At 44.2% G+C, this 22,776-nt stretch carries 21 protein-coding genes; 3 read left to right on the forward strand and 18 right to left on the reverse strand.

Features of this window, described 5'->3' with window-relative positions; genetic code table 11:
- Positions 1 to 52: 52 nt before the first annotated feature.
- The 5 genes from priA to ACQ76V_RS14385 form a co-directional block, all read right to left on the reverse strand.
- Positions 53 to 2,488: a replication restart helicase PriA gene (gene priA, locus ACQ76V_RS14365; protein ID WP_441001204.1), complete on the reverse strand. Its 2,436-nt coding sequence runs from the start codon at positions 2,486 to 2,488 to the stop codon at positions 53 to 55.
- 316 nt (positions 2,489 to 2,804) lie between these two features.
- On the reverse strand, positions 2,805 to 4,355 hold the full coding sequence (locus ACQ76V_RS14370) for a SusD/RagB family nutrient-binding outer membrane lipoprotein (RefSeq protein ID WP_441001205.1): 1,551 nt from the start codon (positions 4,353 to 4,355) through the stop codon (positions 2,805 to 2,807).
- Positions 4,356 to 4,366: 11 nt separating this feature from the next.
- Entirely contained in the window at positions 4,367 to 7,630 is a 3,264-nt protein-coding gene (locus tag ACQ76V_RS14375) for a SusC/RagA family TonB-linked outer membrane protein (RefSeq protein ID WP_441001206.1), read from the reverse strand.
- 515 nt (positions 7,631 to 8,145) lie between these two features.
- Positions 8,146 to 8,613, reverse strand: a complete 468-nt coding sequence (locus tag ACQ76V_RS14380) for a TonB-dependent receptor (RefSeq protein WP_441001207.1) — start codon at positions 8,611 to 8,613, stop codon at positions 8,146 to 8,148.
- A 146-nt stretch (positions 8,614 to 8,759) separates the two neighbouring features.
- On the reverse strand, positions 8,760 to 10,301 hold the full coding sequence (locus ACQ76V_RS14385; protein WP_441001208.1) for a YifB family Mg chelatase-like AAA ATPase: 1,542 nt from the start codon (positions 10,299 to 10,301) through the stop codon (positions 8,760 to 8,762).
- 110 nt (positions 10,302 to 10,411) lie between these two features.
- Here ACQ76V_RS14385 and ACQ76V_RS14390 point away from each other — a divergent pair, with 110 nt between their 5' ends.
- Positions 10,412 to 10,855, forward strand: a complete 444-nt coding sequence (locus tag ACQ76V_RS14390) for a DUF4342 domain-containing protein (protein ID WP_441001209.1) — start codon at positions 10,412 to 10,414, stop codon at positions 10,853 to 10,855.
- A 42-nt stretch (positions 10,856 to 10,897) separates the two neighbouring features.
- Here the strand turns inward: ACQ76V_RS14390 and trxB are convergent, their stop codons facing one another.
- Positions 10,898 to 11,878, reverse strand: coding sequence for a thioredoxin-disulfide reductase (gene trxB, locus ACQ76V_RS14395; RefSeq protein ID WP_441001210.1), 981 nt, complete (start codon positions 11,876 to 11,878; stop codon positions 10,898 to 10,900).
- A gap of 293 nt (positions 11,879 to 12,171) precedes the next feature.
- Here trxB and ACQ76V_RS14400 point away from each other — a divergent pair, with 293 nt between their 5' ends.
- Complete coding sequence (locus tag ACQ76V_RS14400; RefSeq protein WP_441001211.1) at positions 12,172 to 13,296, forward strand: Re/Si-specific NAD(P)(+) transhydrogenase subunit alpha; 1,125 nt, start codon at positions 12,172 to 12,174, stop codon at positions 13,294 to 13,296.
- Positions 13,297 to 13,570: 274 nt separating this feature from the next.
- Entirely contained in the window at positions 13,571 to 14,722 is a 1,152-nt protein-coding gene (locus tag ACQ76V_RS14405; RefSeq protein WP_441001212.1) for a tyrosine-type recombinase/integrase, read from the forward strand.
- Between the two features lie 280 nt (positions 14,723 to 15,002).
- Here the strand turns inward: ACQ76V_RS14405 and ACQ76V_RS14410 are convergent, their stop codons facing one another.
- The 12 genes from ACQ76V_RS14410 to ACQ76V_RS14465 form a co-directional block, all read right to left on the reverse strand.
- The gene (locus tag ACQ76V_RS14410) at positions 15,003 to 16,751 is read right to left on the reverse strand and encodes a histidine kinase dimerization/phosphoacceptor domain -containing protein (RefSeq protein ID WP_441001213.1); all 1,749 of its coding nucleotides are present in this window, start codon (positions 16,749 to 16,751) and stop codon (positions 15,003 to 15,005) included.
- A 355-nt stretch (positions 16,752 to 17,106) separates the two neighbouring features.
- Positions 17,107 to 17,469, reverse strand: a complete 363-nt coding sequence (locus tag ACQ76V_RS14415) for a hypothetical protein (protein ID WP_441001214.1) — start codon at positions 17,467 to 17,469, stop codon at positions 17,107 to 17,109.
- A gap of 9 nt (positions 17,470 to 17,478) precedes the next feature.
- Positions 17,479 to 17,934, reverse strand: a complete 456-nt coding sequence (locus ACQ76V_RS14420; RefSeq protein ID WP_441001215.1) for a hypothetical protein — start codon at positions 17,932 to 17,934, stop codon at positions 17,479 to 17,481.
- Positions 17,906 to 18,265, reverse strand: coding sequence for a hypothetical protein (locus ACQ76V_RS14425; protein WP_441001216.1), 360 nt, complete (start codon positions 18,263 to 18,265; stop codon positions 17,906 to 17,908). The genes ACQ76V_RS14420 and ACQ76V_RS14425 overlap by 29 nt, the downstream gene beginning before the upstream one ends.
- A complete protein-coding gene (locus tag ACQ76V_RS14430; RefSeq protein WP_441001217.1) occupies positions 18,262 to 18,795 on the reverse strand; it encodes a hypothetical protein in 534 nt (177 codons plus the stop codon). The genes ACQ76V_RS14425 and ACQ76V_RS14430 overlap by 4 nt, the downstream gene beginning before the upstream one ends.
- Positions 18,795 to 19,067 (reverse strand): hypothetical protein, encoded by a 273-nt coding sequence (locus tag ACQ76V_RS14435; RefSeq protein WP_441001218.1) that lies wholly within the window; start codon positions 19,065 to 19,067, stop codon positions 18,795 to 18,797. Before ACQ76V_RS14435 ends, ACQ76V_RS14430 begins: the two co-directional genes overlap by 1 nt.
- A 37-nt stretch (positions 19,068 to 19,104) precedes the next feature.
- Entirely contained in the window at positions 19,105 to 19,602 is a 498-nt protein-coding gene (locus tag ACQ76V_RS14440; RefSeq protein WP_441001219.1) for a hypothetical protein, read from the reverse strand.
- The gene (locus ACQ76V_RS14445) at positions 19,599 to 20,159 is read right to left on the reverse strand and encodes a transglycosylase SLT domain-containing protein (protein ID WP_441001220.1); all 561 of its coding nucleotides are present in this window, start codon (positions 20,157 to 20,159) and stop codon (positions 19,599 to 19,601) included. The genes ACQ76V_RS14440 and ACQ76V_RS14445 overlap by 4 nt, the downstream gene beginning before the upstream one ends.
- The gene (locus ACQ76V_RS14450) at positions 20,159 to 21,613 is read right to left on the reverse strand and encodes a hypothetical protein (RefSeq protein WP_441001221.1); all 1,455 of its coding nucleotides are present in this window, start codon (positions 21,611 to 21,613) and stop codon (positions 20,159 to 20,161) included. Before ACQ76V_RS14450 ends, ACQ76V_RS14445 begins: the two co-directional genes overlap by 1 nt.
- A gap of 4 nt (positions 21,614 to 21,617) precedes the next feature.
- Complete coding sequence (locus ACQ76V_RS14455; RefSeq protein ID WP_441001222.1) at positions 21,618 to 22,169, reverse strand: hypothetical protein; 552 nt, start codon at positions 22,167 to 22,169, stop codon at positions 21,618 to 21,620.
- A 1-nt stretch (position 22,170) separates the two neighbouring features.
- Positions 22,171 to 22,590, reverse strand: a complete 420-nt coding sequence (locus tag ACQ76V_RS14460; RefSeq protein ID WP_441001223.1) for a hypothetical protein — start codon at positions 22,588 to 22,590, stop codon at positions 22,171 to 22,173.
- A gap of 3 nt (positions 22,591 to 22,593) precedes the next feature.
- Positions 22,594 to 22,776: hypothetical protein (locus ACQ76V_RS14465; protein ID WP_441001224.1), on the reverse strand; the 183-nt coding region annotated here is incomplete at its 5' end.

Below are 22,776 nucleotides of genomic sequence, written 5' to 3' on the forward strand. Positions count from 1 at the left end.
CAGCCCTTAGGTCCTAATATGGCGCACCCGATACGCTCTCGAGCCATAAAAACTACTCCAATGCATCCACATTCACATTGATACGAACGGAGCTCGCCCCTTTGGGTTTTCGATCATCAAATCGATCAAAGGTTCTGTCGAGCATTTGCTCAATGGCCGAAGCCCCGTTTGAAGGATCAATTTTGATAAAGCTCTCCCACCGATAAAAATTCTGCATTTTGGCAATAGCGGCCGGTGATGGACCCAATACCGAATCAAAACTACCTAACACTTCTGTCAAGCATTCGGTATAGGTTTCCGCCACTCTTCGAACGCGTCCCTCTTGTTTTCCTTTAAACACAAACCTGATAATCCGTGAATACGGGGGATACTGCAATGTTTTACGATAAGCAAGCTCCTGCCGGGCAAATGACTTGTAATCGTGATTTTTTGCTTGCTGTATTGCGGGATGATCCGGCTGCCAGGTCTGAAAAAAGACCCTCCCCTCCTTGTCAGCTCTGCCCGAACGCCCGGCCACCTGACTTAATAATTGGTACATACGTTCTCCCGAACGAAAAGAAGGAAAGGCAAGTTCGGTATCAGCATCAATCACCCCCACCACTGTTACATCCGGAAAGTCCAGTCCCTTGCCCACAATTTGCGTTCCCACTAATATGTCTGCCTCTTTTCTTCCAAAGGCTTTTAGTATTTTCGAGTGTGCATTCTTGCCCGAAGTTGTGTCATAGTCCATGCGTAGGGTTTCTGCCTCCGAATACAGTTCAGCAATTTGTTTCTCCAACTGTTGGGTACCACTCCCACGGGCTTCCACTGAGTCATTGCCGCACTCCCTGCAACGCCGGGGTTCCCGTTCGGAATAACCGCAGTAGTGACATCTTAACTGTTTTTTTGATTTATGGAAGGTCAAACTCACCGAACAATTGGGACACTCCGGAATTTCTCCACAGTTTGCACATTGCAGGTATGACGCAAAACCCCTTCTGTTATATAATAAAATGACTTGTTCATTCTTTTCTATTGCTTCTTTAATCGCTTCATAAAGAGGAATGGCAATCGGTCCTTTCATAGCGGACCGATATTGTTTGAGATCAAGCAGTTTTACCTCGGGCAGTTTTGCCTCAAAGGGGCGCTTAATCAATTCTAAATATTGGCTTTTTCCTTTTTGGGTACCATAAAGAGAACCCATACTGGGCGTCGCCGACCCCAAAACCACCGGAATATCATTGATATGAGCTCGCATAATAGCAACATCTCGACCATTATAACGCGGGGCCGGGTCTTCCTGTTTGTACGACATGTCGTGCTCCTCATCTACAACAATCAGACCCAAATTCTGAACCGGCGCAAAAACGGCCGAGCGTGCCCCAATAGCTATTCTTTTCTCTCCCTTTTGCAGGGCCCGCCAGGCATCATACCGTTCCCGATCGGTAAGCCTGCTGTGTAACACCGCAATATCATCCCCAAATATTAGATGAAAACGTTTCACGATCTGTGGGGTCAGGCCAATCTCTGGCACCAGTACCAATCCTCCTTTTCCCTGCTCCAATACGTTCTTTAAAGCATGAATATAAACTTCGGTTTTCCCACTGCCGGTTATACCGTACAATAAATAACTGCCAAACGTTTCCTTTCGAATCGATTTATTAATTTCATCAAAAGCCGCTTGTTGATCATCATTTAATGTATTGAGCTTTTCCGGATCATATTCCAGCTTCATACTCAGATTGGTAGTCTCGACCTCATCATACCTTATCAACCCTTCTTCGGCAATACGATTGAGCGTATAATATTCCAACAACTCAAAATCGGTTAATTCTTTTTGAAATTCAGGAAGATCTAAATCAACTAAAACGCTTAAGGCCTGTATCCATTTATATTGTTTCCCCGCCTCTTGATGTTCTTCAATAATATCTGCAGCCACCTCTTTGCTTTTTTCTTCCTTCCATTGCCACAACTTATCCGTACTTGGATCCATCTTCATTTCTGGCTGTTCCCAAACCTCCAGCAGTTTCTGTCCTACGAGTTTATCAATGATTTTATCGCCCCATCTCTTTTGAGCTTCTACCAACAAATAAGAACCGGCCTCAATTATTTCGTTAACAATCTCCTTTTTATCCTGATCCAGATAATCTGGCAGATTACTATCCGTAGCTTTTAAATATTTTTGGGCATAAAAATTTAACCCTACCGGCAAGGCGGCCTGTATAACCTGCCCCCACCCACAGTAATAAAAACGGTGAATCCATTCGGTTAGCTTTAATAATTCGTTAGAAATAATGGGCTTGTCATCGAGGACCTGCTGTACCGGACGGGTATTAAAATCGGGTTCATGATCATGGATATTAACAACGATCCCGATTTTTTTATGCTTTTGAAAAGGCACCCAAACCCGTTTACCAATCTGTGCATCTACCTGATATTCCTCAGGCAAGCTGTATGTAAACTGCCGCCGTACCGCGGTTGGGAAAACGATATCTGCGTATAAAGACAAAACGAGTGACCGTTATTAATTTTTAAAAGACCTTTATATAACTAGCCATGTGATAATGAAGTTGGCATGTAACGTCATTTTAGGTTTCAGCATCTGAAAGCAATCATTATTCATAAGCGTTAAACATTTTTGCTCCAGATCCTGAAATAAATTCAGGATGACACGGTGATTTTACCAAATCTAATTTGGGCTGAAACTGCTGGAAAGCATATTCATTATAGAACTGTGAATCAATAATAATCCCAATAAAAAAGGGCTCCGAGTAATCGGAGCCCTTTAATTCGATACTTACCGTAAAACGATAAGCTTAAGTTACTTATCTGCTACTTGCTTCTTGAATATCCCAGAACAAGTTTGTGGTTTTTAGATCACCGCCAATAGCAGAAGCTGCTTCATCATAATTAGACTGGTTCAGGTTCTGCTCATCAACGGGATAAGTGAAACGACTTGGAATATCATCTTCAGTATCAGCGCCAGGGTTATTGGCAAAGTACCAAGTTGGATGATCCAATCGTCGCCAATCAGTCCATGCTTGCAAGTTATCATTCATGTACTGTCCTAACCACTTCTGTTGAGCAATAGCTTCAATCTGACCTCTTTGGGTTCCAGCCACAGGATATGGGGCATCGTTTGCCAAGTAATCATTAATTTCCTGCGAAGAGATGTTCTCTTCAGAAGAAGCATTACTCCAATACTCCATATCAGCAGTAACAGCATTATTATAATGCTGGGCTGCTTGTACTGCAGTACCGGTTAACCAACCCCGAGCGTTTGCTTCAGCTCGGATGAATTCAACCTCAGCATACTCTAAGAGCATACCTTCAAAATCAGGCTCAATTAATGGACCCTTTACGTGAGAATTTCCGATATAGTCATTAGAATCACCATATAATCCTCCCACATAGGCCATCTCAGCAGGATCCCCTTCTACTGTATTCGTATCAACCTGCGTAAATTGGACTCTACGACGTGGATCGTTCAGATTATTCATCATATCAATCAACGTATTGGCTGCTACAAAGTCGTTACGACCTGTATTAATCACATCTTCCCACACCGGATTTCTGTTAGGTGGTGTGTTCGTGAATTTCAACGCAAGGTTGTCAGCGTTAGACTCAAATGCCCCGGGAGAAGCATCTTCTATAGCAGTTTGTGGGTCAAAATTAACAGCACTCCCTGCTTCTGCAACCTGAATTGCCATACGCATTTTAAGCGACTTAGCAAATTTAAGCCAAGCTTCCACATTACCGCTGTAAAAGAGATCTTCAGAGGCATTAAATCCGGAAGCATTTGGATCAATATTACTAATAGCCGTATTAAGACGACTCATTAGATCGGAATAAATTGCAGCCTGACTATCGTATGCCGGCGATACATTATCTGAATCCAAGGCTTCAGAGTAGGGAATATCACCAAAGGTAGTTACCAATTGATGATAAGCCATCACATTGACAATCTCAATTTGCGCCTGCATGTTTTGCTTTACAGCATCAGGAATAGTCTGAGGCGGCTCAACTTTATTTGATATATCGTCCGCTACCAAATCAGAAGACCTCTTAAGATCGTTTAGAATATTGCGATAAATCTCGCTCCAGTAACTGGAGGGGATCGCTCGACCCGTCAAATTGTACTGGGATTCATCAGCATAAGTAGTTGCTGCCCAATACTGAGACATGAACATAAACATGTTAATGTTATAGTTAACGCTTGTATTCAACGTTCCCAAACTAACGAGAGCGTTGGAAAACAAGGGTTCAGCTGTTACCTCAGACGCGGCTTTAGGATCATCATTCAAGCTGGTTAAATCATCCTCGCACGAACTGAGTACCAGTGCAAATACTAATAAAGGTAATAATAGTTTTCTCATGGTATTCAATCCTAAAATTCAAGTTTCAAGTTAAACGTGAAGTTGCGTGTGGATGGATAAGCACCACCTTGATAACCCTGTACATTACCTGCGACAATTCCCTGCTCAGGATCGGCGTGCGGTAGATTTTTGTGGATAATCCACAAGTTGCGACCAATAGCCGACAAAGAAGCTCCCTGAATGGGACCGATCTTATCGATAAGGTTCTGAGGCAAGTTGTATGTTAAGCCAACTTCACGCAGCTTCACGTAACTTCCATCATAGATAAACTGTGCAGCGGGATTTGTAACCCAACCGTAAGCTCCATAATAGACATTGGCGCGTGTACGGATATCGTTTGGGCTTCCATCTGCAAGATAGCCGTCGAGAATAACTCCACCGCTGTCATCTCCGCTTGTTACAGGATCACGCTTGGGGTTACCCAAATCGTTCAAACCGGCTGTTTTCGGATATAAACCAGTACCCTGTCCATAATATTGGTCAAGGGAGAAAATATCTCCACCCCATCGAACATCTACCAAGAAGTTCAACGACCAATTTTTATAATTCATACGGTTCGAAATACCACCAGTCCAATCGGGATTCATGTTCCCGATAATATTATTGGAGGAAGAAGTAACCGCGTACGTACCTGCATAAAAACCTGAACCGTTAATTAGCTTTTGACCCCCATTTTCACTCCAGGATTCTCCGTCAAGGTTCACGAAGTCAGTGCCACGGATTGCTCCATAAGGTTCACCTTTAGCGGCACTAATAGTAACAGAACCCTGTGGCGAAGCCAGCTGATAATTATCTACGCCTGGTGCAAGAGCTTTTACTTTGTTGAAGTTTTTGCTCCAGTTTACATTCATGGTCCATGTAAAATCACGGCTTGTGATCGGACGTACTGTTGCAGAAACCTCCCAACCACGGTTTTCTACATTACCGGCATTTACAAACTTAGTTGCATAACCGGATGCACGAGAAACCTCCGTAGCAAGAATCTGGTCAACAGTATTCTGGTCATAGTAGTTGATATCAAGCGTAGCGCGATCATTAAATACGCCTAACTGCATTCCAACCTCCCAACTCTTTGTACGTTCGGGCTTCAGATCAGGATTATTCTTTGTCGAGGGTAATGTATAAAGCCCTGTAGGCCCAAAGTTATTAGGACGATTATAGGTATCATTCAAACTATGGGGTGGTGCAGTATTACCAACTTCGGCCCAACTACCGCGAATCTTACCAAACGACAACCAGTCAGCGTCAATAAACTCACTGAAGGTAAATCCAGCAGAGACCGATGGATAGTAATATACATTTTCACCATCTGGCAAGCTGGACGACTTATCGCGACGGCCTGTAGCCTCCAAGTTAAAGAAACCACCATAGTTAACGTTTAAACTTGCAAAATAACCATTTACAGCCAATTGCTCATCAGTTTCATTTGGAAACTGAATTGGGCTTGCGGAATTATTTAGTGAATACACACCTGGAATAAGCAAGCCGCCATTTGTTTCAGCAACAGTGCTTTGCATATGATTACGACGCAAGTTCATACCAACAACACCACTGATACGAACATCTTCGTTCAGTTGTTTTTTATAATTTGCAAGAAGGTCATAATTAAACTCCGTAAAGTCTTGCACCCTCTTGTGATAGCCTGTCCAGTCAGAACCATGACCGATACTACCTACATTATTACGTTCTTCGATAAGTTGACTGTAACTATCGATACTTACTCTACCTGTTACATTCAACCAATCCGTAAATTCATAATTGGCTTCCACATTACCGAAGTAACGATCACGCTCATCAGTTTGGAAATTCTCATAACGAGTCCAATATGGATTATCCCAATATATAGGACTACCACCAAGATCACCTTGTGACCAGTTCCAAGTTTCGTTTGTACGATTGCGGAAATAAGCACTCTTTTGTGCTTCCATATCTACAGATGTATTCCACCATTGTCGAAATAGACTCATCATCGTACTATATCCGCGACCTGGCCGTGCACGACCTTCAGTCTGAGTATATTGAATTTTACCAGAAACAGAGAACTTATCGCTCACATCATACCCAGCGGCAAAGTTCAATTTATTCTTATCAAGCTTTGCATTCGGTAGAATACCTGTAGTATTGGTTTGGTTATATCCCATATTATAGTATCCACCGTCAAAACCACCATCAATCTGGATACTATTGGTAAAGTCTGTTCCTGTTTCAAAGAAATCCACTGGTGTATTTTCAGGTGCTACCCAAGGAGTAGGTGTCATAAAGTTAGGTCCACCTTCCACAAAGGCATCCCATTGATACACTTCCTGACCTTCGAACTTAGGACCATAAGATCCGTCATCCCAAGGATTACCAATAGTCTCTTCAGTACCATCACCATCAATGTCTATCGATCCAAAAGAAGGGACATATCCACCACCGTATTCCATCTGGTGATCAATAAATGTACTCTTATTAATCTTTTGGATAGTAGCACTGGAATTAAATGTTACTTGAACAGGTCGATTTCCTGACTGTCCACCTTTGGTTTGAATGACAATCGCACCGTTCGACGCACGAGAACCATAAAGCGCTGCGGCTGCAGGTCCCTTCAATACGTTTACAGATGCAATGTTATCCGGATTGATATCGACACCGGTATTACCGTAGTCATAACCGGCAAAACCAGCTTCCGTACTTGCATCATTGAATTCCTGGTTTGCATACGGCACACCGTCAACGACGAATAGTACCTGGTTATCTCCGGAAATAGACTTGTATCCACGCATTACGATATTGGTGGAGCCGCCCATTCCGCTTGTCTGACTAACTTTAAGACCGGCCACTCGACCGCTCAAAGAGGCAGCAAAATTATCACTTCGATTTTCTGCGACAATCTCACCGTCTACCTGTTGTGCAGAATAGGGAAGATCGTTCAAACTTTGCTCCACCCCATAAGCTGTAACAACAACATCGTCGAGTTGTTGGGTAGATGAAGCGAGTGGAATATCAAGAGTAACCGTTGATTGATCAACTGTAACCTCTTGTTCAAATGTTTGATACCCAACGAAGCTGGCACGTACAGTATAAGTACCGTACTCAACCCCTTGTATTGTAAACTCACCTTGTGCGTTGGTAGCAGCACCGCGCTGCAACTCAACCACATAGACGTTTACACTGGGCAGTGTTTCACCTGAACTTTGGTCGGTTACCGTACCTGTTATTGTCCCGGACTGCGCAAAAGCAGTAGCGGAAAATATCAGGCATAACGTAAATAGAGATAGTAGTTTTTTTACCATAGCCCTGATTTGTTTTAATTATGATTATAATAAATCTAAAAAAGTGCGAAGAAAATAGCCTTAACACTTTCAAAATGGCTTTTTTAGCCACTCCATTATATATATAAAAATGCAGAAAGAATAAAATATCCGCTAATTGTTTATCGTTGTTTTATGTTCAAATATTATTATACCTGTACAAATGGCTATATTACGCTGCATATCAACAAATTAAAGCGGTTACGTAACTATCTTTTTATTTTGAACTCTCTCTTTCATAATTGGAATGTGGTTTATGATATAAATGAGTTAGATCATGAAATACAACCAAAGAGATGCTAATATAGAGTCTGAAGCCTATAATAACCCCTTTTTACTATACGAGTATTGTTTTCAAGTTAACCCAAAATAATATTACTTATATAATCCCTTTTATAAATGTGGCTAATATCCCTACATTTTTTTAAGGAAAAATATTAAGCAAAAAAGCACCGAATCTATTACAACCCGGTGCTTATAAACAATTTGCCTATCTCTTACTTATCATTACTTGCAGACTTAGTAACAATTTCAATGACGCCCTGCCCTCCTTCACTTCCATACTGAGAAGCTTCAGATTCGGGTACTAATCGTACAGATTTTATTTCTCCCGGAGAAAACATATCAGCTACATTAGGAAAATTCCGCCCTACCTTTTGACCATCAACGACAAATAAAGGTTGACGTTGATCACTATCCCCAAATGCATATTCGCCTTTTCGATCACTTGTTTTACCGCGACTAACTCCGGAAAATCCTCTGGGGCGCAATACAACCTTTGCATAATCACCGCTGCCATTTATTTGAACACCATTAATACGACGAAGATGATCTTCTAATGTCATATTTTCGGTTCCATCGGTACCAGCTGTACTTCTTTGGCTCGTACTACTTGTTGCACATCCAACCATCAATAACAGTGATGCCACTAAAAGTAGTTTTATCCCTTTGGCTAACAATTTCATAATAATATTCTTTACGTTTTAGATTTGTTTATTCAAAATGGTACAAACTTATTATCAACAAGTAAAGACGGCTTATTACATTTATTATCACTCACCGTAAGCGAGCTTTGACAACTTAAAGCTGGAGGTTTTTGGGCTTTATTTGTTTATCCCAGCCACCCTTCTCTGTCCAAACTGCGATATTGAATGGCCTCAGCAATATGATTGGATCGTATATTTTCTGATCGTTCAAGATCGGCAATGGTTCGGGATACTTTTAGAATACGATCATACGCTCGGGCCGATAATCCCAATGAGGTAATAGCTTTTTTAAGCATCTGTTTGCCCGCATCATCAAGCATGCAAATCTTTCGTGACATCTTAGTATTCATCTGCGCATTGCAATATACATCTTCAACCCCCATAAAGCGTTGTGTTTGTACTTCTCGCGCCTGTATTATCCTTTTTCTGATTTCGCACGATGGCTCTCCCTTTGATTTACTGGAAAGTTCATCATAGCTTACTTTCTGCACTTCAATATGGAGATCAATCCGATCAAGCATAGGTCCGCTTATTTTACTTAGATATCGCTGCATTTGTGCCGGAGAAGCCCCGCCGGGATCCGTAGGATCATACCAATCACCGGTAGGTGAGGGATTCATGGAGGCCACCAGCATTATTCTACTGGGATAGCTTACACTCATGCGCGCACGCGATATACTAACAGAACCATCTTCAAGCGGCTGCCGCATTACTTCAAGGGCACTGCGTTTGAATTCGGGCAATTCATCCAAAAACAAGACTCCATTATGGGCCATTGAAATCTCACCCGGCATGGGAATACTTCCCCCTCCAACTAAAGCCACATCCGAAACCGTATGATGCGGAGAACGAAAAGGGCGCTGCGTCACCAAGGCTTCACCGGTTGGTAACAATCCGGCCACAGAATGTATTTTTGTAGTTTCCAAGGCTTCGTCAAGGGTTAATGGCGGTAAGATCGTAGGCAACCGTCGTGCCATCATTGTTTTACCTGATCCAGGAGGCCCCACCATAATAACATTATGTCCGCCGGCAGCTGCCACTTCAAGGGCACGCTTTACGTTCTCCTGGCCGCGCACATCGCTAAAATCCAGGATTTCCCCTTCCCCATTTTGCCTGAACATTTTTTTGATATCAACATTTAACGGCTTGTACGAATCCATGTCACGCAACCAACCCATCACCTCTGTCAGATGTTCAAACGCATATACGTTAATCCCTTCGACCACAGCCGCTTCCGGACCATTTTCTGCAGGCACCACCATATTTGTTAATCCTTTTTCGCGGGCCTGAACAGCCATCGGCAATACGCCCTTTACGGGACGCAATTTGCCATCCAGCCCCAATTCACCTAATATCAGCGTTCCTTCAAGTTTATCCGTTTTTATTTGTCCCGATACATTCAATAGTGTTACTGCGATAGGCAAATCAAACGCACTACCCTCTTTGGGTAAATCAGCGGGAGCCAAATTAACGGTAATACGTCCTTTCGGAAATTCAGCATTCGAATTTTTCAGCGCCGCTTCAATACGGTCACTTGATTCGCTTACCGCACGATCCGGTAATCCCACTAAAAAATATTTGGGTACCCCGGTTGACATATTTGTTTCAACTTCAATAAGGCGGGCATCTACTCCTATAGTAGAAGCACAGTAAACACGTGATAACATAACATCTCCTGATGAATCATTTGCAGTTATTTAACGTAGTAAGACCTTGAAGCAAATGATTCCTTACAAAAAGGAATTTATTTTCCACATAATCAGCAGCAAACACTAACATGAAAACTCACATTATGAATACCTCAAACTCTCGAAAGACATTCAAAGAAGAAATAACAGGTACCGTCAATGAAATTATCAGTCAGGTAAAAAAGCTGATCCGTGAAGGTAATGCACGAAGGGTCATGATAAAGGACCAAGACGGAAAAGTGCTGTTTCAGTCCCAACTAACGGTAAGTGTGGGCGGAGCAGCTTTGCTAACGACTATTGCCCCCATCGTTTCTGCTATTGGGATGTTTGCTCTATTTATGAATGATGTGAAAATTATTGTCGAGCGCTATCCTGAAGAGGAAACAGATCAAAATAGAGACGAATACGAAGTAGAGGCTGAATTCATTGAAATTCGGGATGAGGAAGAAGCTGATACATCCGGTGAAGATGATGGATCCAAATCAGAAGAAAAGACAGATAAAACGGTAGGGAAAGATAACAGTGACCAGTAAACAATGTTTTATGCTGTTAACTGATCACTGCGTGTTGAGAAATTATTTCCAGTGCTCTTCGGCAACGGCTTCTTTACTCACTTTCGCTTCAGCCAAAAAGCGTTCGGCATCAAGGGCTGCTTTGCATCCGGTGCCGGCTGCCGTAACGGCCTGACGATATACCGCATCCATGGCGTCACCACAAGCGAAAATACCGGGCATATCTGTTTTAGTTGACTGCCCCTTGGTTTGGATATATCCGACCTCATCCATTGCTAACACCCCTTTAAACAGATCGGTATTGGGCTTGTGTCCAATAGCAATAAATACTCCTGTCACATCATCAAGGGTGGTAATTTCTTGGGTTTCATTGTTAATTACCTTAACCCCTTCAACAGCATCTTCGCCCAAGACTTCTTCGAGTTCAGTATCCCACATAAACTCGATCTTTTCATCATTAAATGCCCTCTGCTGCATGGTTTTTGAAGCGCGAAGCTCTTGACGCCGATGTAATACCGTTACTTTACTGGCGAATTTAGTCAAAAATGTTGCCTCTTCCATGGCTGTATCACCGCCGCCTACTACAATTACGTGCTGATCGCGGAAAAAGGCGCCATCACAAGTTGCACAGGCAGAAACTCCTTTTCCACGCAACTCTTGCTCACTATCAAGTCCCAACCATTTGGCCGAAGCTCCCGTTGATACAATAATGGCCTTGGCTTTAATTTCTACTTCTTCATCAATGGTCATTTTATAGGGACGCTCATCAAACTCAATATTTGTCACCATACCATAGCGCGTATCGGCCCCAAAACGCTGAGCTTGTTCACGAAAATCCTGCATCATCTTGGGTCCCATCACGCCCTCGGGGTATCCGGGATAATTTTCGACATCGGTCGTCTGCATTAACTGCCCGCCGGGTTCTGGTCCCTCAAAAACAATGGGATTCAAATCAGCACGCGCCGCATAAAGCGCAGCGGTTAATCCCGCGGGACCACTTCCTACGATTACAGCATCGAACGTTTTTCCTACAATATCTTCCATGAGTTACTCTACGTATTTTCTCTTTAATAATTTCATATAAAGGTACAAAAATAAGAGGTAATGATTGAGTCGATATTTCTTATCTCCTTCATAGAATTCATCAATTATGATACGATGCCTCACTTCCTTAAATAATGCAATGAAGCTAAATTTTACATCAGCAGTTTGCAAATATATTGGTACCTCTTTCCAATAGGATCCCTTCCTCGTATCTTCGTAGCAAAAATAACGTTTGCAATACTGTGACTTTTCAATAAGTTATGACTTAACCATAAACTTTTCGGGTGTTAATTGTGATTATAGCTATTCCAAAAGAAACGGCCGAACGAGAGAAACGTGTGGCTCTTATCCCAGATACGGTTTCCAAACTTGTTGATAACGGTCACGACGTTTGGGTTGAAACGAATGCCGGCAAATCCTCCAGCTATTTGGATGGGGCCTATGAAACTGCGGGTGCTAAAGTTATTAACGATCGCGCCGCCCTTTTTTCGGATGCGGATATCCTGATCAGCATTCAACCCCCTGCCCAGGAAGACCTCGGTAAGATGAAAGCAGAAAGCATTTTAATCTGCCTGCTGTGGGCGCTACAAAACGAAGACACTGTTGATTTCTTAAAAGAAAAGAATATCACTGCCCTGGGAATGGATGCCATTCCGCGTATATCCCGGGCGCAAAGCATGGATGCCCTCTCGTCGATGAGTTCTATTGCGGGATATAAATCGGCCCTGATTGCAGCCAATGAACTGGATCGCTATATGCCGATGATGATGACGGCAGCAGGGACGGTAGCACCGGCCAAAGTTTTGGTGCTCGGTGCGGGGGTAGCGGGGCTCCAAGCTATTGCTACAGCCAAACGGTTGGGCGCCAAAGTTGAGGCTTTTGATATTCGTCCTGCTGTTAAAGAACAAGTTGAAAGTTTGGGTGCTTCTTTTGTGGAAATTCCCGATCTGAATGAAGAATCAGAAACGGAAGGCGGCTATGCCAAGGAGTTGGCCGAAGATGAGCAAGAACGCCAGCGACAGGTCATTCACGAGCACGCAAAAAAATCTGATATTATCATCACTACGGCACTTATTCCAGGCAAGCCTGCTCCCCTGTTGGTTACCAAAGAGATGGTAGAAGATATGCACGCCGGAGCGGTTGTTGTTGATATAGCAGCCGAACAGGGTGGCAATTGTGCACTCACCGAAGCCGGGGAAACGACTGTTAAAAATGAAGTGAAAATTATTGGTCCGTTGAATATTCCCAGCATGCTGGCTTATCACGCTAGTCAACTATATTCTAAAAACATGCTGGAGCTCCTGAACCATTTAATCAAAGACGGTAAACCGGAATTCGATTTTGAAGATGAAATTACCCTAAATACAACCATAACGCACCAAGGCGAAATTATTAGCCCAATGCTGAAAAAAGAATAGAAAACATGTCATCCTGAATTCATTTCTACATCTATAATCAAAAAGAATAGTACGGATCCTGAAACAAGTTCAGGATGATGGGGGTTCGTATATTTTTATTCAATCATTAAAAACAAGCTTAAATACCCCTTAAACCCGCCTATAAGGCGATATTTGCCTTTTTATTACTGCCTAAAAAATGAATTCTTTTCACAGAAGTAACATTTATCCTTTGCCGGTAGTACAAATAGTAGTACATTGGGATTGACTTCTAACCAATCCTAATCTACGAAATATGGCCAGCTTAAAAAAACGAGGGGGAAACTATTCCCTAGTCTTCAAGACACACCTAGACGGAAAACCCATTACCAAAACCTATGCCTTGGGCACCCGTTACAAAAAGGTCGCCGAACAAAAGAAAATAGAATACGAACGGCTCTATGAGTCCGGTCAAATTAATCCTTTTGCTGACGACTGGAATCTAAAGGAATTTGAGAAAAATCAGAAACTCAATGGTACCGCGTTTACCAGTCCATTTCTTAAGAGCCTGCGCGAGCAGTTTTTAGCTCAAAAAACAAATGTCACAGCGAAAACTAGACAGACCTATCGTTACATTCTCCAGGAGTTTGGCGATCTAGTAGGCGAAACCATGCCTATTAGTCGTGTTAACACAGGCGATATACGAGAGTTTTGCCTTCGGGAGGATTTGGCGTCGGCATCACAGAAAAATTATCTAGGCCATCTTCGGGCTTTTTTCAACTGGGTGGTAGAACAAGACATTATTGAAGCCAATCCATGCGATGATATTCGGTTGCCCAAAGTGCGAGATAATTTGGTAGAAAAGATTATTGATCAGCAGCAGCTCGACGAACTATTTCAAGCCTTCCGAAAACATCAGCATGCCCAGCGTAAAGCTGGAACCATTAAGCATCCAGGCCAAATGCAATTTTGGTTTAAACCACTGATTACCCTAACCTTTTATACGGGTTTACGTCTGAAGGAAGTTACCCAACTTCAGTGGTCGCATGTGAATCTGGAAGAACGGTTTTTGCGCGTTACCGATACCAAGAATGGTCTCGAACGGACGGTTCCTATCTTTGATCCAGTCTACTGGCGTCTTCGTGCCTGGCGGAAGTTTATGGGAAATCCTCAAACCGGCTACGTATTTCCCAGTCCAAAATCAACGGACAAGAATCACATTCAACTGTCAGGCCGAACGGTCTCGACACAATTCAAATCGTATTGCAAGAAAGCCGGATTTAAGGACTCTATTCATTTTCACGGGCTCCGTCATTCGTGTGCAACCTTTCTTCTTCGTAGTGGCTTCAATGTAATTGAGGTCAAAAACATGTTGGGCCACAAACGCATTGAAGTAACTAATAGGTATGTACATCTGGTCGCCAATGATTTGCTGGCTACAGCAAATCGAAATGGACTGATTACCTAAAGAACACCGAAGAGCCAAGATAAATTGCTGTTTCAACAAATAGCTTTATACTATCAGTTATTCTAGAAGAGGTGCTTTATTTATAGTTATTGGTGCTTTGCTGGTGTTGTCTCTTCTCTCTTGATTTTAAGGGTAAATGTTAATGAGTTGCAACCACTTATAGTAATGTACACTGCTAAAAAGCATAGATAAAATAATATTAGATCAAATTCTTGGCCTCTTATTTCATCTAATATAATTCAGAAGTCATTTATGAAAGACGCAATTGTAATAGTAGCACTTACTGTGGAAATGGTGCTGTTACAATAAATTCGCATCCATTTTCTGTGTTTTGGTATTCGAGTTGTCCCTCTAACTGATGAGTAAGGGTTTGAATGAGATTCATGCCTAATGAGCTACTTTGCTGCAAGGTAAAATCTTCTGGCAGTCCCTTCCCATTATCGGTAATTTGCAGACGTATCATGTCGTTTTTACTCTCCAAGCGGATGGATATATGACCTTGCTCTTGCTCCTCAAAGGCATGTTTGTAAGTATTGCTTACCAATTCATTGACAATAAGTCCGAGGGGAATGGCCCGGTCCATATCCAAGTCTATATCTTCGATATCCGTTTCGTATGTAATATCTCGTTGGTTCCCGGGATTATGGGCATCGTGGATGGATCTAATTAGATCTTGGATAAACTGCTCAGTGCCCACCTCCGCAAGCGTGCTGCTTTGGTAGAGTTTTTCATGGATGGTGGCAATTGTTTGTATTCGCTGTTGACTATCCTGAAGTGTGAACCGAACGTGTTCATCTTCTGTCTCTATGGCTTGCACTTCTAGCAATCCCGATATCACAGCCAAATTATTCTTAATCCGGTGGTGGATTTCAGCCAGCAGCGTTTTCTTTTCGTCAAGGGACTGCTGGAGCTGTTGTTCGGCTTGCTTGCGAGCCGTTGTAATGCTAATGATGTGGGCTACGGCTTTGAGGAATAACTCGTCATTGGTATTTAGCTCATAATCATCTGCATACTGAACAGCCACAAATCCCAGCGGCCCGGAATCCCCTGGAATAATGACGCCGTAGCTAACCGAGGCATCAGGTAATTGTTGAGTAAGAGGGCGTAGCTGGTCGGGTTGTATAATTTGTGGCGTATTGAGGGTTTGTAGGTCCGCAAAGCCATGGCCATCGACCAGGGATGCCTCCAGTGGGGGACTACTGGCCAGCTGCTGCACTACGGAGTCTTCCGTAAAGCGGAACAGGTGGGTCCTCTGGGCATCGAGCAGAGATGTCATTTCTTTAGTGAGCATCTCATAAAATGATGTCAGCTCGTCGGCCTCAAGAGCTTTGGCCCCGACCTCCATAATAGTGGCACGCATCCGGATCTGATCCTGGAGGAGCCGCTCATGTTTCTTTCGGTCAGTAATATCTCGAAAAATAATACTTGTTTGAAGCCCCTCATCCTCCGAATGGAATACCGAAGAAGTCAGTTCAACAGGAATATGTTTGTCCGATTTATGAATGAACGTCAGTTCACCAGAGAAATGGCCGGTTTCCTCCCGCCTTTTAAGGGCTTCCTGCATTTTCTCATCATTCTTGGTTATTCCCTCTCGCCCCAACTCCTTAATTTCTTCTTCTTTTCGACCTAAAATGCGACAACCAGCGGGATTTACCTTTAGAATAGATCCATCAGGATTGGTGAGCATAATACCATCCGAGCTGTGTTGAAACAGTTTCTGATATTTCCGTTCGGTGCTGGCCAAATCTTTTTGCGCCTCCCGCTTGCGACTAGCAAAGTAGACCAGCACCAATCCACTGACGACAATAAAAATCCAATCCTTCAACGAAATCAACAGATAGGCAGTGTCCGACTCATCGGCCATCGGTTGGAGGAGCTGATCTGTGGTAAAGACCCACGAGGTTGCAATAATGATATATACCAGCAGTAGTAGAACCGATTGTTTGGACAGTAGTAATGTTATCCTCTCTATGTAATCTCCCATGCCCTGTACTTTCCCAAAGGTGTTGCTTTTTATAAAGCCCAACATGCCAACTTGATATTATTGGGCTAATAGCGGTATTACGTTGATGTTGTATTGAAACCTAAAGCTTTCTGGAATTTTATAATATTAATATCAAATTCAAAAGATAAGTTGCCGAAAGCAAAAATAGACTCAATTATCTACAACATGTAATGCATTATTTTTGAGACAAATACACTTTTAGAAATCATAACTTATGATCAAATGTGTTATTGATAGGTTTTGGCCATTCATAGTTTAATCAGTAAACATTAAGGAAATGTTTGGCTGTATAAACGGGAATGATTTAAAATTAACTTAGATTCCTAAGAATAGTTGGAAATAAGATTAGGGCTCTGAATTTAAGAGCCCTAATGAGTACCTAAAAGATTTTATTGATGATTCTTTTAGTGAATCCTCCCGCGCGTATTAAAATCTTCCCACCAAACTGATCAATTACAATCCGCAGCTCATGTAGAAAAAGATCTAGCAGTCGCTCCTTTTCTTGTGGAGAGAGTGTTCTTCCCTCTTCGCTGTTGGGATTGGTGTACTGTGCGTATAAGCGAAGTATATTTTGGGCTTTTTCAAACAGGATTCGGATTTGAACCGAGGCCGACAAGGCAACCATTCCGAGTATAATCACGCCTATCTCGGCCAAGTGATTCGGAGTTAGCAGGTTAGTCATCCATTCGTTTGTAGTGAATAAAAGGATGGCTGTAAATAAAAATGTTAAGAAGATAGTCATAGGTTGTTATTATTTAGGTTTATGGGTTTTGTATTTGGAAATATCCATGGCTTTGACTCGGAGGTCGGAACGGTCGTCATCAAATAAAGAGTTGCCTGGTAGCTTTTGATGTTGGTTCTTCTGGATCTGTTTGAGCCAATGGCGTCCCAGGTTTTTTGCCTGTTGCTTTTGTAGGCCTTCTCCGTTGCCTTGGAGTAGCTGGTCCATGCCGTTGGTTTGGGCCGCACCTGAAGAAATGGCAATCATACCATAGAGATATCCTATGATCTCTAGGATGGAGAGGATGAGCAAAAGGGTACTGTCAATTCCAGATGCAGATAACCTGCCGGTTGACAGGAGTCCGGAAATCGTGAGGCTGGCTATGCCACTTTTTACGATTCCTTTTCCCTTTTCAGGGGTTTTGCTTTTGAAAAGACTGATTAAGGTGGGAACAGCCTTAATAATTGGTTTTAGTATCTTCAGCATTGGAGGTGTCCTCCTTAATTAGAGATTTATACCGGTGGAGTTGGCTGGGAATGGTTTTGAATTCAATAGAGCGAATTCGCCCGTTTTGATCTTTGAAACGTTCATCCGCATGCTGGACATGCGTTTCTAAGCTTTTTTCCAATCTGTGGAGATTGTCAGCCTGCACTTTCACTTTCTCATTGATACCAATCATCAGCTGGTACCACTTTTTGATTTCAGCGGTCTGATTATTGATCGAATCGTAGATGCCGGTCAGAAACAGGCAGATTATCGTAGTGACGATCAGCTCCTTATACTTTTGAAAAAAGCCATTGGTTTGTGGATTATTCATGGCCCGTACCTCCTTATCGCCTCGTCCAGCGTTATGGATTGGTTGTTTGTTTTACAATAAAAGTGTCCACTGGCAAGTGATTGATAATAGTACTGACCGTCAATTCGCAGCCAACGTAGCGGACGCTGGGAATGGCCGTTCCCTGCCCATCCGTCCATGTGCAAACCGATAGCCGGTACTTTGTTACCTTCTTTGTTGGTGTAGCTCCAATCAAAGTACAAGCCTACGCCTTGGAATCCCCAGGTAGTCGCAAGCAGCCAGTATTGGAGAGCGGAAGGTTGACTTTCAAGCCATTGGTCAAAAAGTAGTACATCAAATGCCATTCCGTGGCCGTGGGATTTTTGGTCTCCTTTTCGCCAGGCGGAGCTGATCAGGGTTGACAGCCCGTGCCACTGGCGCCAGGCTAAAAACGAACGCAGAAATCCGATGTCCATGCGCTTGACGGTTCCGGGCCCTTGGATTTCGAGTTCCTCGATAGAGAAGTGGTTTCCGTAGCTGTCCAGCAGTGCGTTATAATCTTGGATATTCATTACTTTTTACCTCTTGTGGCTACAAGTAACAGGCCAACGACTGCTAAGCCGGCAACAACTTTTACTGGCGTTGGTATTTCACTGTTAATGTACTTTTTAGCTTCCTTAATGAGATCTTCCTGGGTCTCACTGTTGGTTTTATCTTGGCTTGATTCACCCAAGCCTGCTTGGCATCCGCAATCGCTTTGCAGGTACCCAGAACCGTTTCCTAATGAGTGATCCTTACAGCCACAATTGCAAGATGGGTCGGAGGAGTGTAATGTATGTTCCATGATGGGGTTGTAATGAGTTGGTTATCGTTAAATTGAGTTAAAAGAGAAGTTTCCAGAGCAACAGGCCGGATACAGTGGCCCCACCAGCTGCGGCGTGTGTTTTCTTAATCTGCATGCCACCGATTGTTATTGACCCGTCCAGAAAACCGCTGGTGGGACTTGGTGAGCTGCTTTTCGCCGGTGATGTAGGTTTCGTTGCCCTTTTCTTCTTTTGAGAAGATGTTTTTGCGGTTGATTTCTGTTTGGATTGGGTCTTCACGTTAGTAGTGACAGATGGTTTTTTCTTCGGCTTTACCGTGATACGCCGAGGTGCTGGAATGGGACTACGGTGTTCAATGACCGGATCCAGAACCGACCTCTTCCTAATGGGGGTTACTCTAGGGTTCGGAGAGGGTCTTCGAGAACCAGAAACGGTTCTGACGGGTGTCCTGATTTCAATAGCGGGACGTAGTTGGTGATTTCGGATAGCGGGCAGGCGTCCCAAACCCTCTGGATAGGTCTCGTCGGCATCGATAAAATGGGAATCAGTGGTCATAATTTCTGTGGGTTGATATAGTTATAGGTAAGAAAGGCCATTGCACCTAATGGCAGCAGGTACGCCGACAGACCAACGGCTTTGGAGAGGCCTAGCACCTGGCTGATAAGCTGTTTCCGTTGCAGGACATCGCGGCTGTAGTCTCGGCCGGTGGTTACCGAGTCCGGAGGTAGCCCCGCGTAGGTGGCGGTCCGTACTTTGTTTGGACCAGCGTTATAGGCCGCCACGGCCCGGGCGGTATTTCCGTTAAACTGCTGAAGAAGTTTTGCCAAGTACTGGGCTCCATAATCAATATTGGCTTGGTGGTCAAAGGGGCTATGGCGGTCGGTAAAGCTGGGATGATATCGCCGGTCGATCTGCATAATGCCGATGCCGTTTCCATGATCTCCGGTGCCATCAGCAGATAAGGCCAGACCCATTCGGCTTTCTCGGGAAGCGATAGCGAGTAACAAGATGAGAGGGATCCCATATCGCTTCGATGCTTCGGTAAAGAAAGGCATTAGCCCACGCAAGCGCACGTAGGTAAGTTCGGTGGACAAGGATAGGGAGCTTACCATCAGGCTACCATTTTAATTTTATAGTTGACCTTCCGCATCTGTCCGGCCATGATGGTAAATTGATCGGCTGGGGCAAGCGCCTTGCGAGCAATGAGTTTGGGTAGGAACCGATTGGTGCTGTCGTCATTTTTCGCGTACAGACCAATTTCTTTAACGGTAATATCAGTGGCACCGCGATTTTCAAATACTCTACTGAGGTTGAAGTATGCTTCGTTGTTAACTTCATCGATGGTCACGTGATCATCGATCATCATACCGTGATGGAGTAGTTGTCCATCAGCGGCTCCATGGATAATGCCGCCCAGGTTATACGGGGTGTCGGGGTTGGCATCGGGGGAAAGATCGGTGTCGGTCATCGAGACGAATTTGTTGCTTTGGCCAACCCGCAGCCCAAGTTGCCATCCTTTGTCACCTGTCGAAGCATTTGTTTGGAGCGAGCACATCGAAGTACCGCCACCACCGATACACATCAGCATGCGCGCCCAACCCGAATGGGTGGTTTCAACAGCTTGTCGCCGTAGAGCCTTGGCGAATTCGGCCAGGAATCCGCCATTGGTTCCATTCAGGTCGGTATCCTGATTAAAGTTTTCCAGCTCGAACCGGCATTCGTAATCGAGGGTAAGCGTCTTGCTATCCGGCAGGTTAATAGCAGATTGGAGAATATCCCGGGCATGCAGGTTCGCAATCGTCTTGAGGGCATAACGGGAGACATCGATGTAGGTAACCAGCCCCATCTCACGAATGGTAATATCCCCGCCGGTAGCGTTGGTAAAAGGAGCAGAGATCGTAAAGATTGATTTCTCCTGATCGGTAACGACGCCGGAAACAGATACGGCTCCTCGGCCGAGCAGGGCATCAATGGGATTATGCAGTCCTACGTCAGAAATACTTATCGGTCGGGTCCCTGCACCTACCGTAGGATATACCTTCCGGAAGGGCATACAATAGCGTTGGGTTGTGGCAATATTCTTGTAGGCTTTGGAGATACAGGTGGCATCATCGGGAACGTAGGCCGAAGGGTCAATAGTCGTAGGTGCCCCGATAAGTCGCACGTAATCATTGTTGGTATGGGCGCTTTCGACTTCCCACGTGCCGTTAAGTTCTGGTACCGACTGGCATCCCCAAATATGAACCCATACAGGCTCTTCCCCATTGGGATTCCCAGAGTGGGAACCGCTGAATACGTTTCGCAGATAACTGCGATATATTTCCACAGCGCCATCCACAATGTTAATACTGGTGATCGTATAATCAGGCACATACTGTTCCAGCGGGGATATGAGTCGCTCAGTTCGACCGCCGTGCATCATGCCGTGTATATCCCTGAGGAATCCACCGACAAACGACTCGCTGTGTAGCCGAAGCAGGTGTTTGCCGTCCATGCGAATGTTGCAGAACAGGTCCATACCGGACTTTGGCGTGCCAATTGATAACGTGTGATTAATGGTATCCATATGGTTAAGAGATTGTGGTAATAATATTGGTGTGGGCGTTTCCGGTTTCCGGTCGCTGCTCCTCGGAAATCGCCGGATCTGTTTGCAGGGTAGCTGTTATCGGACCGCTGTGGGAGGCGGGCTCGTGTTTTGCCGCTGGAGTCGTGAGGGCAGACGGCCGGAACTCGAATTCGGTAGCGTCGATAGGAGTAATATCAAGCTCGGCGATCCCGAATGGCGTTTCATTGACTTTCTGTACGTCATCAGGAGTGATGACTGAATAAATGGGGGATTGCCCGATTAGACCATTGATGGTTTTTGAACGTACGCGAAAATAGTGACGGGCATCCAGGTAAGTGATTGGAAAATAGAGCGTATGGTAACGAACCATCTCCGCCGGCTCTCGGTGATATTCTGGGGTTGTTGAAAGGTTGTCGGGATCCAGGCCCCAGTCCATCTGGGAGGAGGCCTTTTTACCCGTAGCCCATGAGACCTGGATGGAACCGTCAACCAGCATGCCGCTGACGACCCGCATTTTAAATCCTTCGCTAAACTCTTTACCGGTAATTTCGCTCATGTCAGGCGCTCCAGAAGATTTCGGTTACGAGGGCTTTCGAGGTTTCCAGGGCACCGGAGGCCTCATCCCATAGCCCCATCATGCCGCCTTTGTAGAGTTCCTTGAACTGGCGCTCGTCCATGTGGAGCGTTTCGCCGGGTTTTAGCTTGAAAGTATAGTAGCGCACGTCAATACGGTACTCATCCAGGGCAATCATAAATTCTCCATCGCTGCTATTATGGATGATGACGCCCAGACGCATCGGGTTTGGGTTTACCAACTTTACGGGATTGGTGGATTGTTTTAATACCGGCGAAATAGAGGTGCCAATTCGCTTGCCACCCTGCAGGCCCACAGAGGTACTGTTTCCCCGAAGTTCAAGCAGCAGGGTATCCAGCTTTTGGGTCAGCTCGCAGAGGGATGTGATTAAGGCGTTCCACATAGGTTACACCTCCAGTGGATTTCCATCGGATTTCTGAACCACATAAGCTTCACATAAGAAACTCACGTTAGCTTGCGTCGCGCCTTTGTTGGACGCATACACCTGAAATGGCATGTTTGAACCAACGATAAACGGCACGTTGGCATAGAATTGGCTGAACTCATCATTGAGCTGCTCGACAAATAC

It is taken from the genome of Fodinibius sp. SL11 (assembly GCF_052060035.1).
Taxonomy (GTDB): domain Bacteria; phylum Bacteroidota; class Rhodothermia; order Balneolales; family Balneolaceae; genus Fodinibius.

Bases quoted from the DNA above. Each gene is read 5' to 3' on its own strand.
- ACQ76V_RS14370 (WP_441001205.1), bottom strand. From the start codon at position 4,355: ATGAGAAAACTATTATTACCTTTATTAGTATTTGCACTGGTACTCAGT.
- ACQ76V_RS14375 (WP_441001206.1), bottom strand. From the start codon at position 7,630: ATGGTAAAAAAACTACTATCTCTATTTACGTTATGCCTGATATTTTCC.
- ACQ76V_RS14380 (WP_441001207.1), bottom strand. From the start codon at position 8,613: ATGAAATTGTTAGCCAAAGGGATAAAACTACTTTTAGTGGCATCACTG.
- ACQ76V_RS14385 (WP_441001208.1), bottom strand. From the start codon at position 10,301: ATGTTATCACGTGTTTACTGTGCTTCTACTATAGGAGTAGATGCCCGC.
- ACQ76V_RS14390 (WP_441001209.1), top strand. From the start codon at position 10,412: ATGAAAACTCACATTATGAATACCTCAAACTCTCGAAAGACATTCAAA.
- trxB (WP_441001210.1), bottom strand. From the start codon at position 11,878: ATGGAAGATATTGTAGGAAAAACGTTCGATGCTGTAATCGTAGGAAGT.
- ACQ76V_RS14405 (WP_441001212.1), top strand. From the start codon at position 13,571: ATGGCCAGCTTAAAAAAACGAGGGGGAAACTATTCCCTAGTCTTCAAG.
- ACQ76V_RS14410 (WP_441001213.1), bottom strand. From the start codon at position 16,751: ATGTTGGGCTTTATAAAAAGCAACACCTTTGGGAAAGTACAGGGCATG.
- ACQ76V_RS14415 (WP_441001214.1), bottom strand. From the start codon at position 17,469: ATGACTATCTTCTTAACATTTTTATTTACAGCCATCCTTTTATTCACT.
- ACQ76V_RS14420 (WP_441001215.1), bottom strand. From the start codon at position 17,934: ATGCTGAAGATACTAAAACCAATTATTAAGGCTGTTCCCACCTTAATC.
- ACQ76V_RS14425 (WP_441001216.1), bottom strand. From the start codon at position 18,265: ATGAATAATCCACAAACCAATGGCTTTTTTCAAAAGTATAAGGAGCTG.
- ACQ76V_RS14430 (WP_441001217.1), bottom strand. From the start codon at position 18,795: ATGAATATCCAAGATTATAACGCACTGCTGGACAGCTACGGAAACCAC.
- ACQ76V_RS14435 (WP_441001218.1), bottom strand. From the start codon at position 19,067: ATGGAACATACATTACACTCCTCCGACCCATCTTGCAATTGTGGCTGT.
- ACQ76V_RS14440 (WP_441001219.1), bottom strand. From the start codon at position 19,602: ATGACCACTGATTCCCATTTTATCGATGCCGACGAGACCTATCCAGAG.
- ACQ76V_RS14445 (WP_441001220.1), bottom strand. From the start codon at position 20,159: ATGGTAAGCTCCCTATCCTTGTCCACCGAACTTACCTACGTGCGCTTG.
- ACQ76V_RS14450 (WP_441001221.1), bottom strand. From the start codon at position 21,613: ATGGATACCATTAATCACACGTTATCAATTGGCACGCCAAAGTCCGGT.
- ACQ76V_RS14455 (WP_441001222.1), bottom strand. From the start codon at position 22,169: ATGAGCGAAATTACCGGTAAAGAGTTTAGCGAAGGATTTAAAATGCGG.
- ACQ76V_RS14460 (WP_441001223.1), bottom strand. From the start codon at position 22,590: ATGTGGAACGCCTTAATCACATCCCTCTGCGAGCTGACCCAAAAGCTG.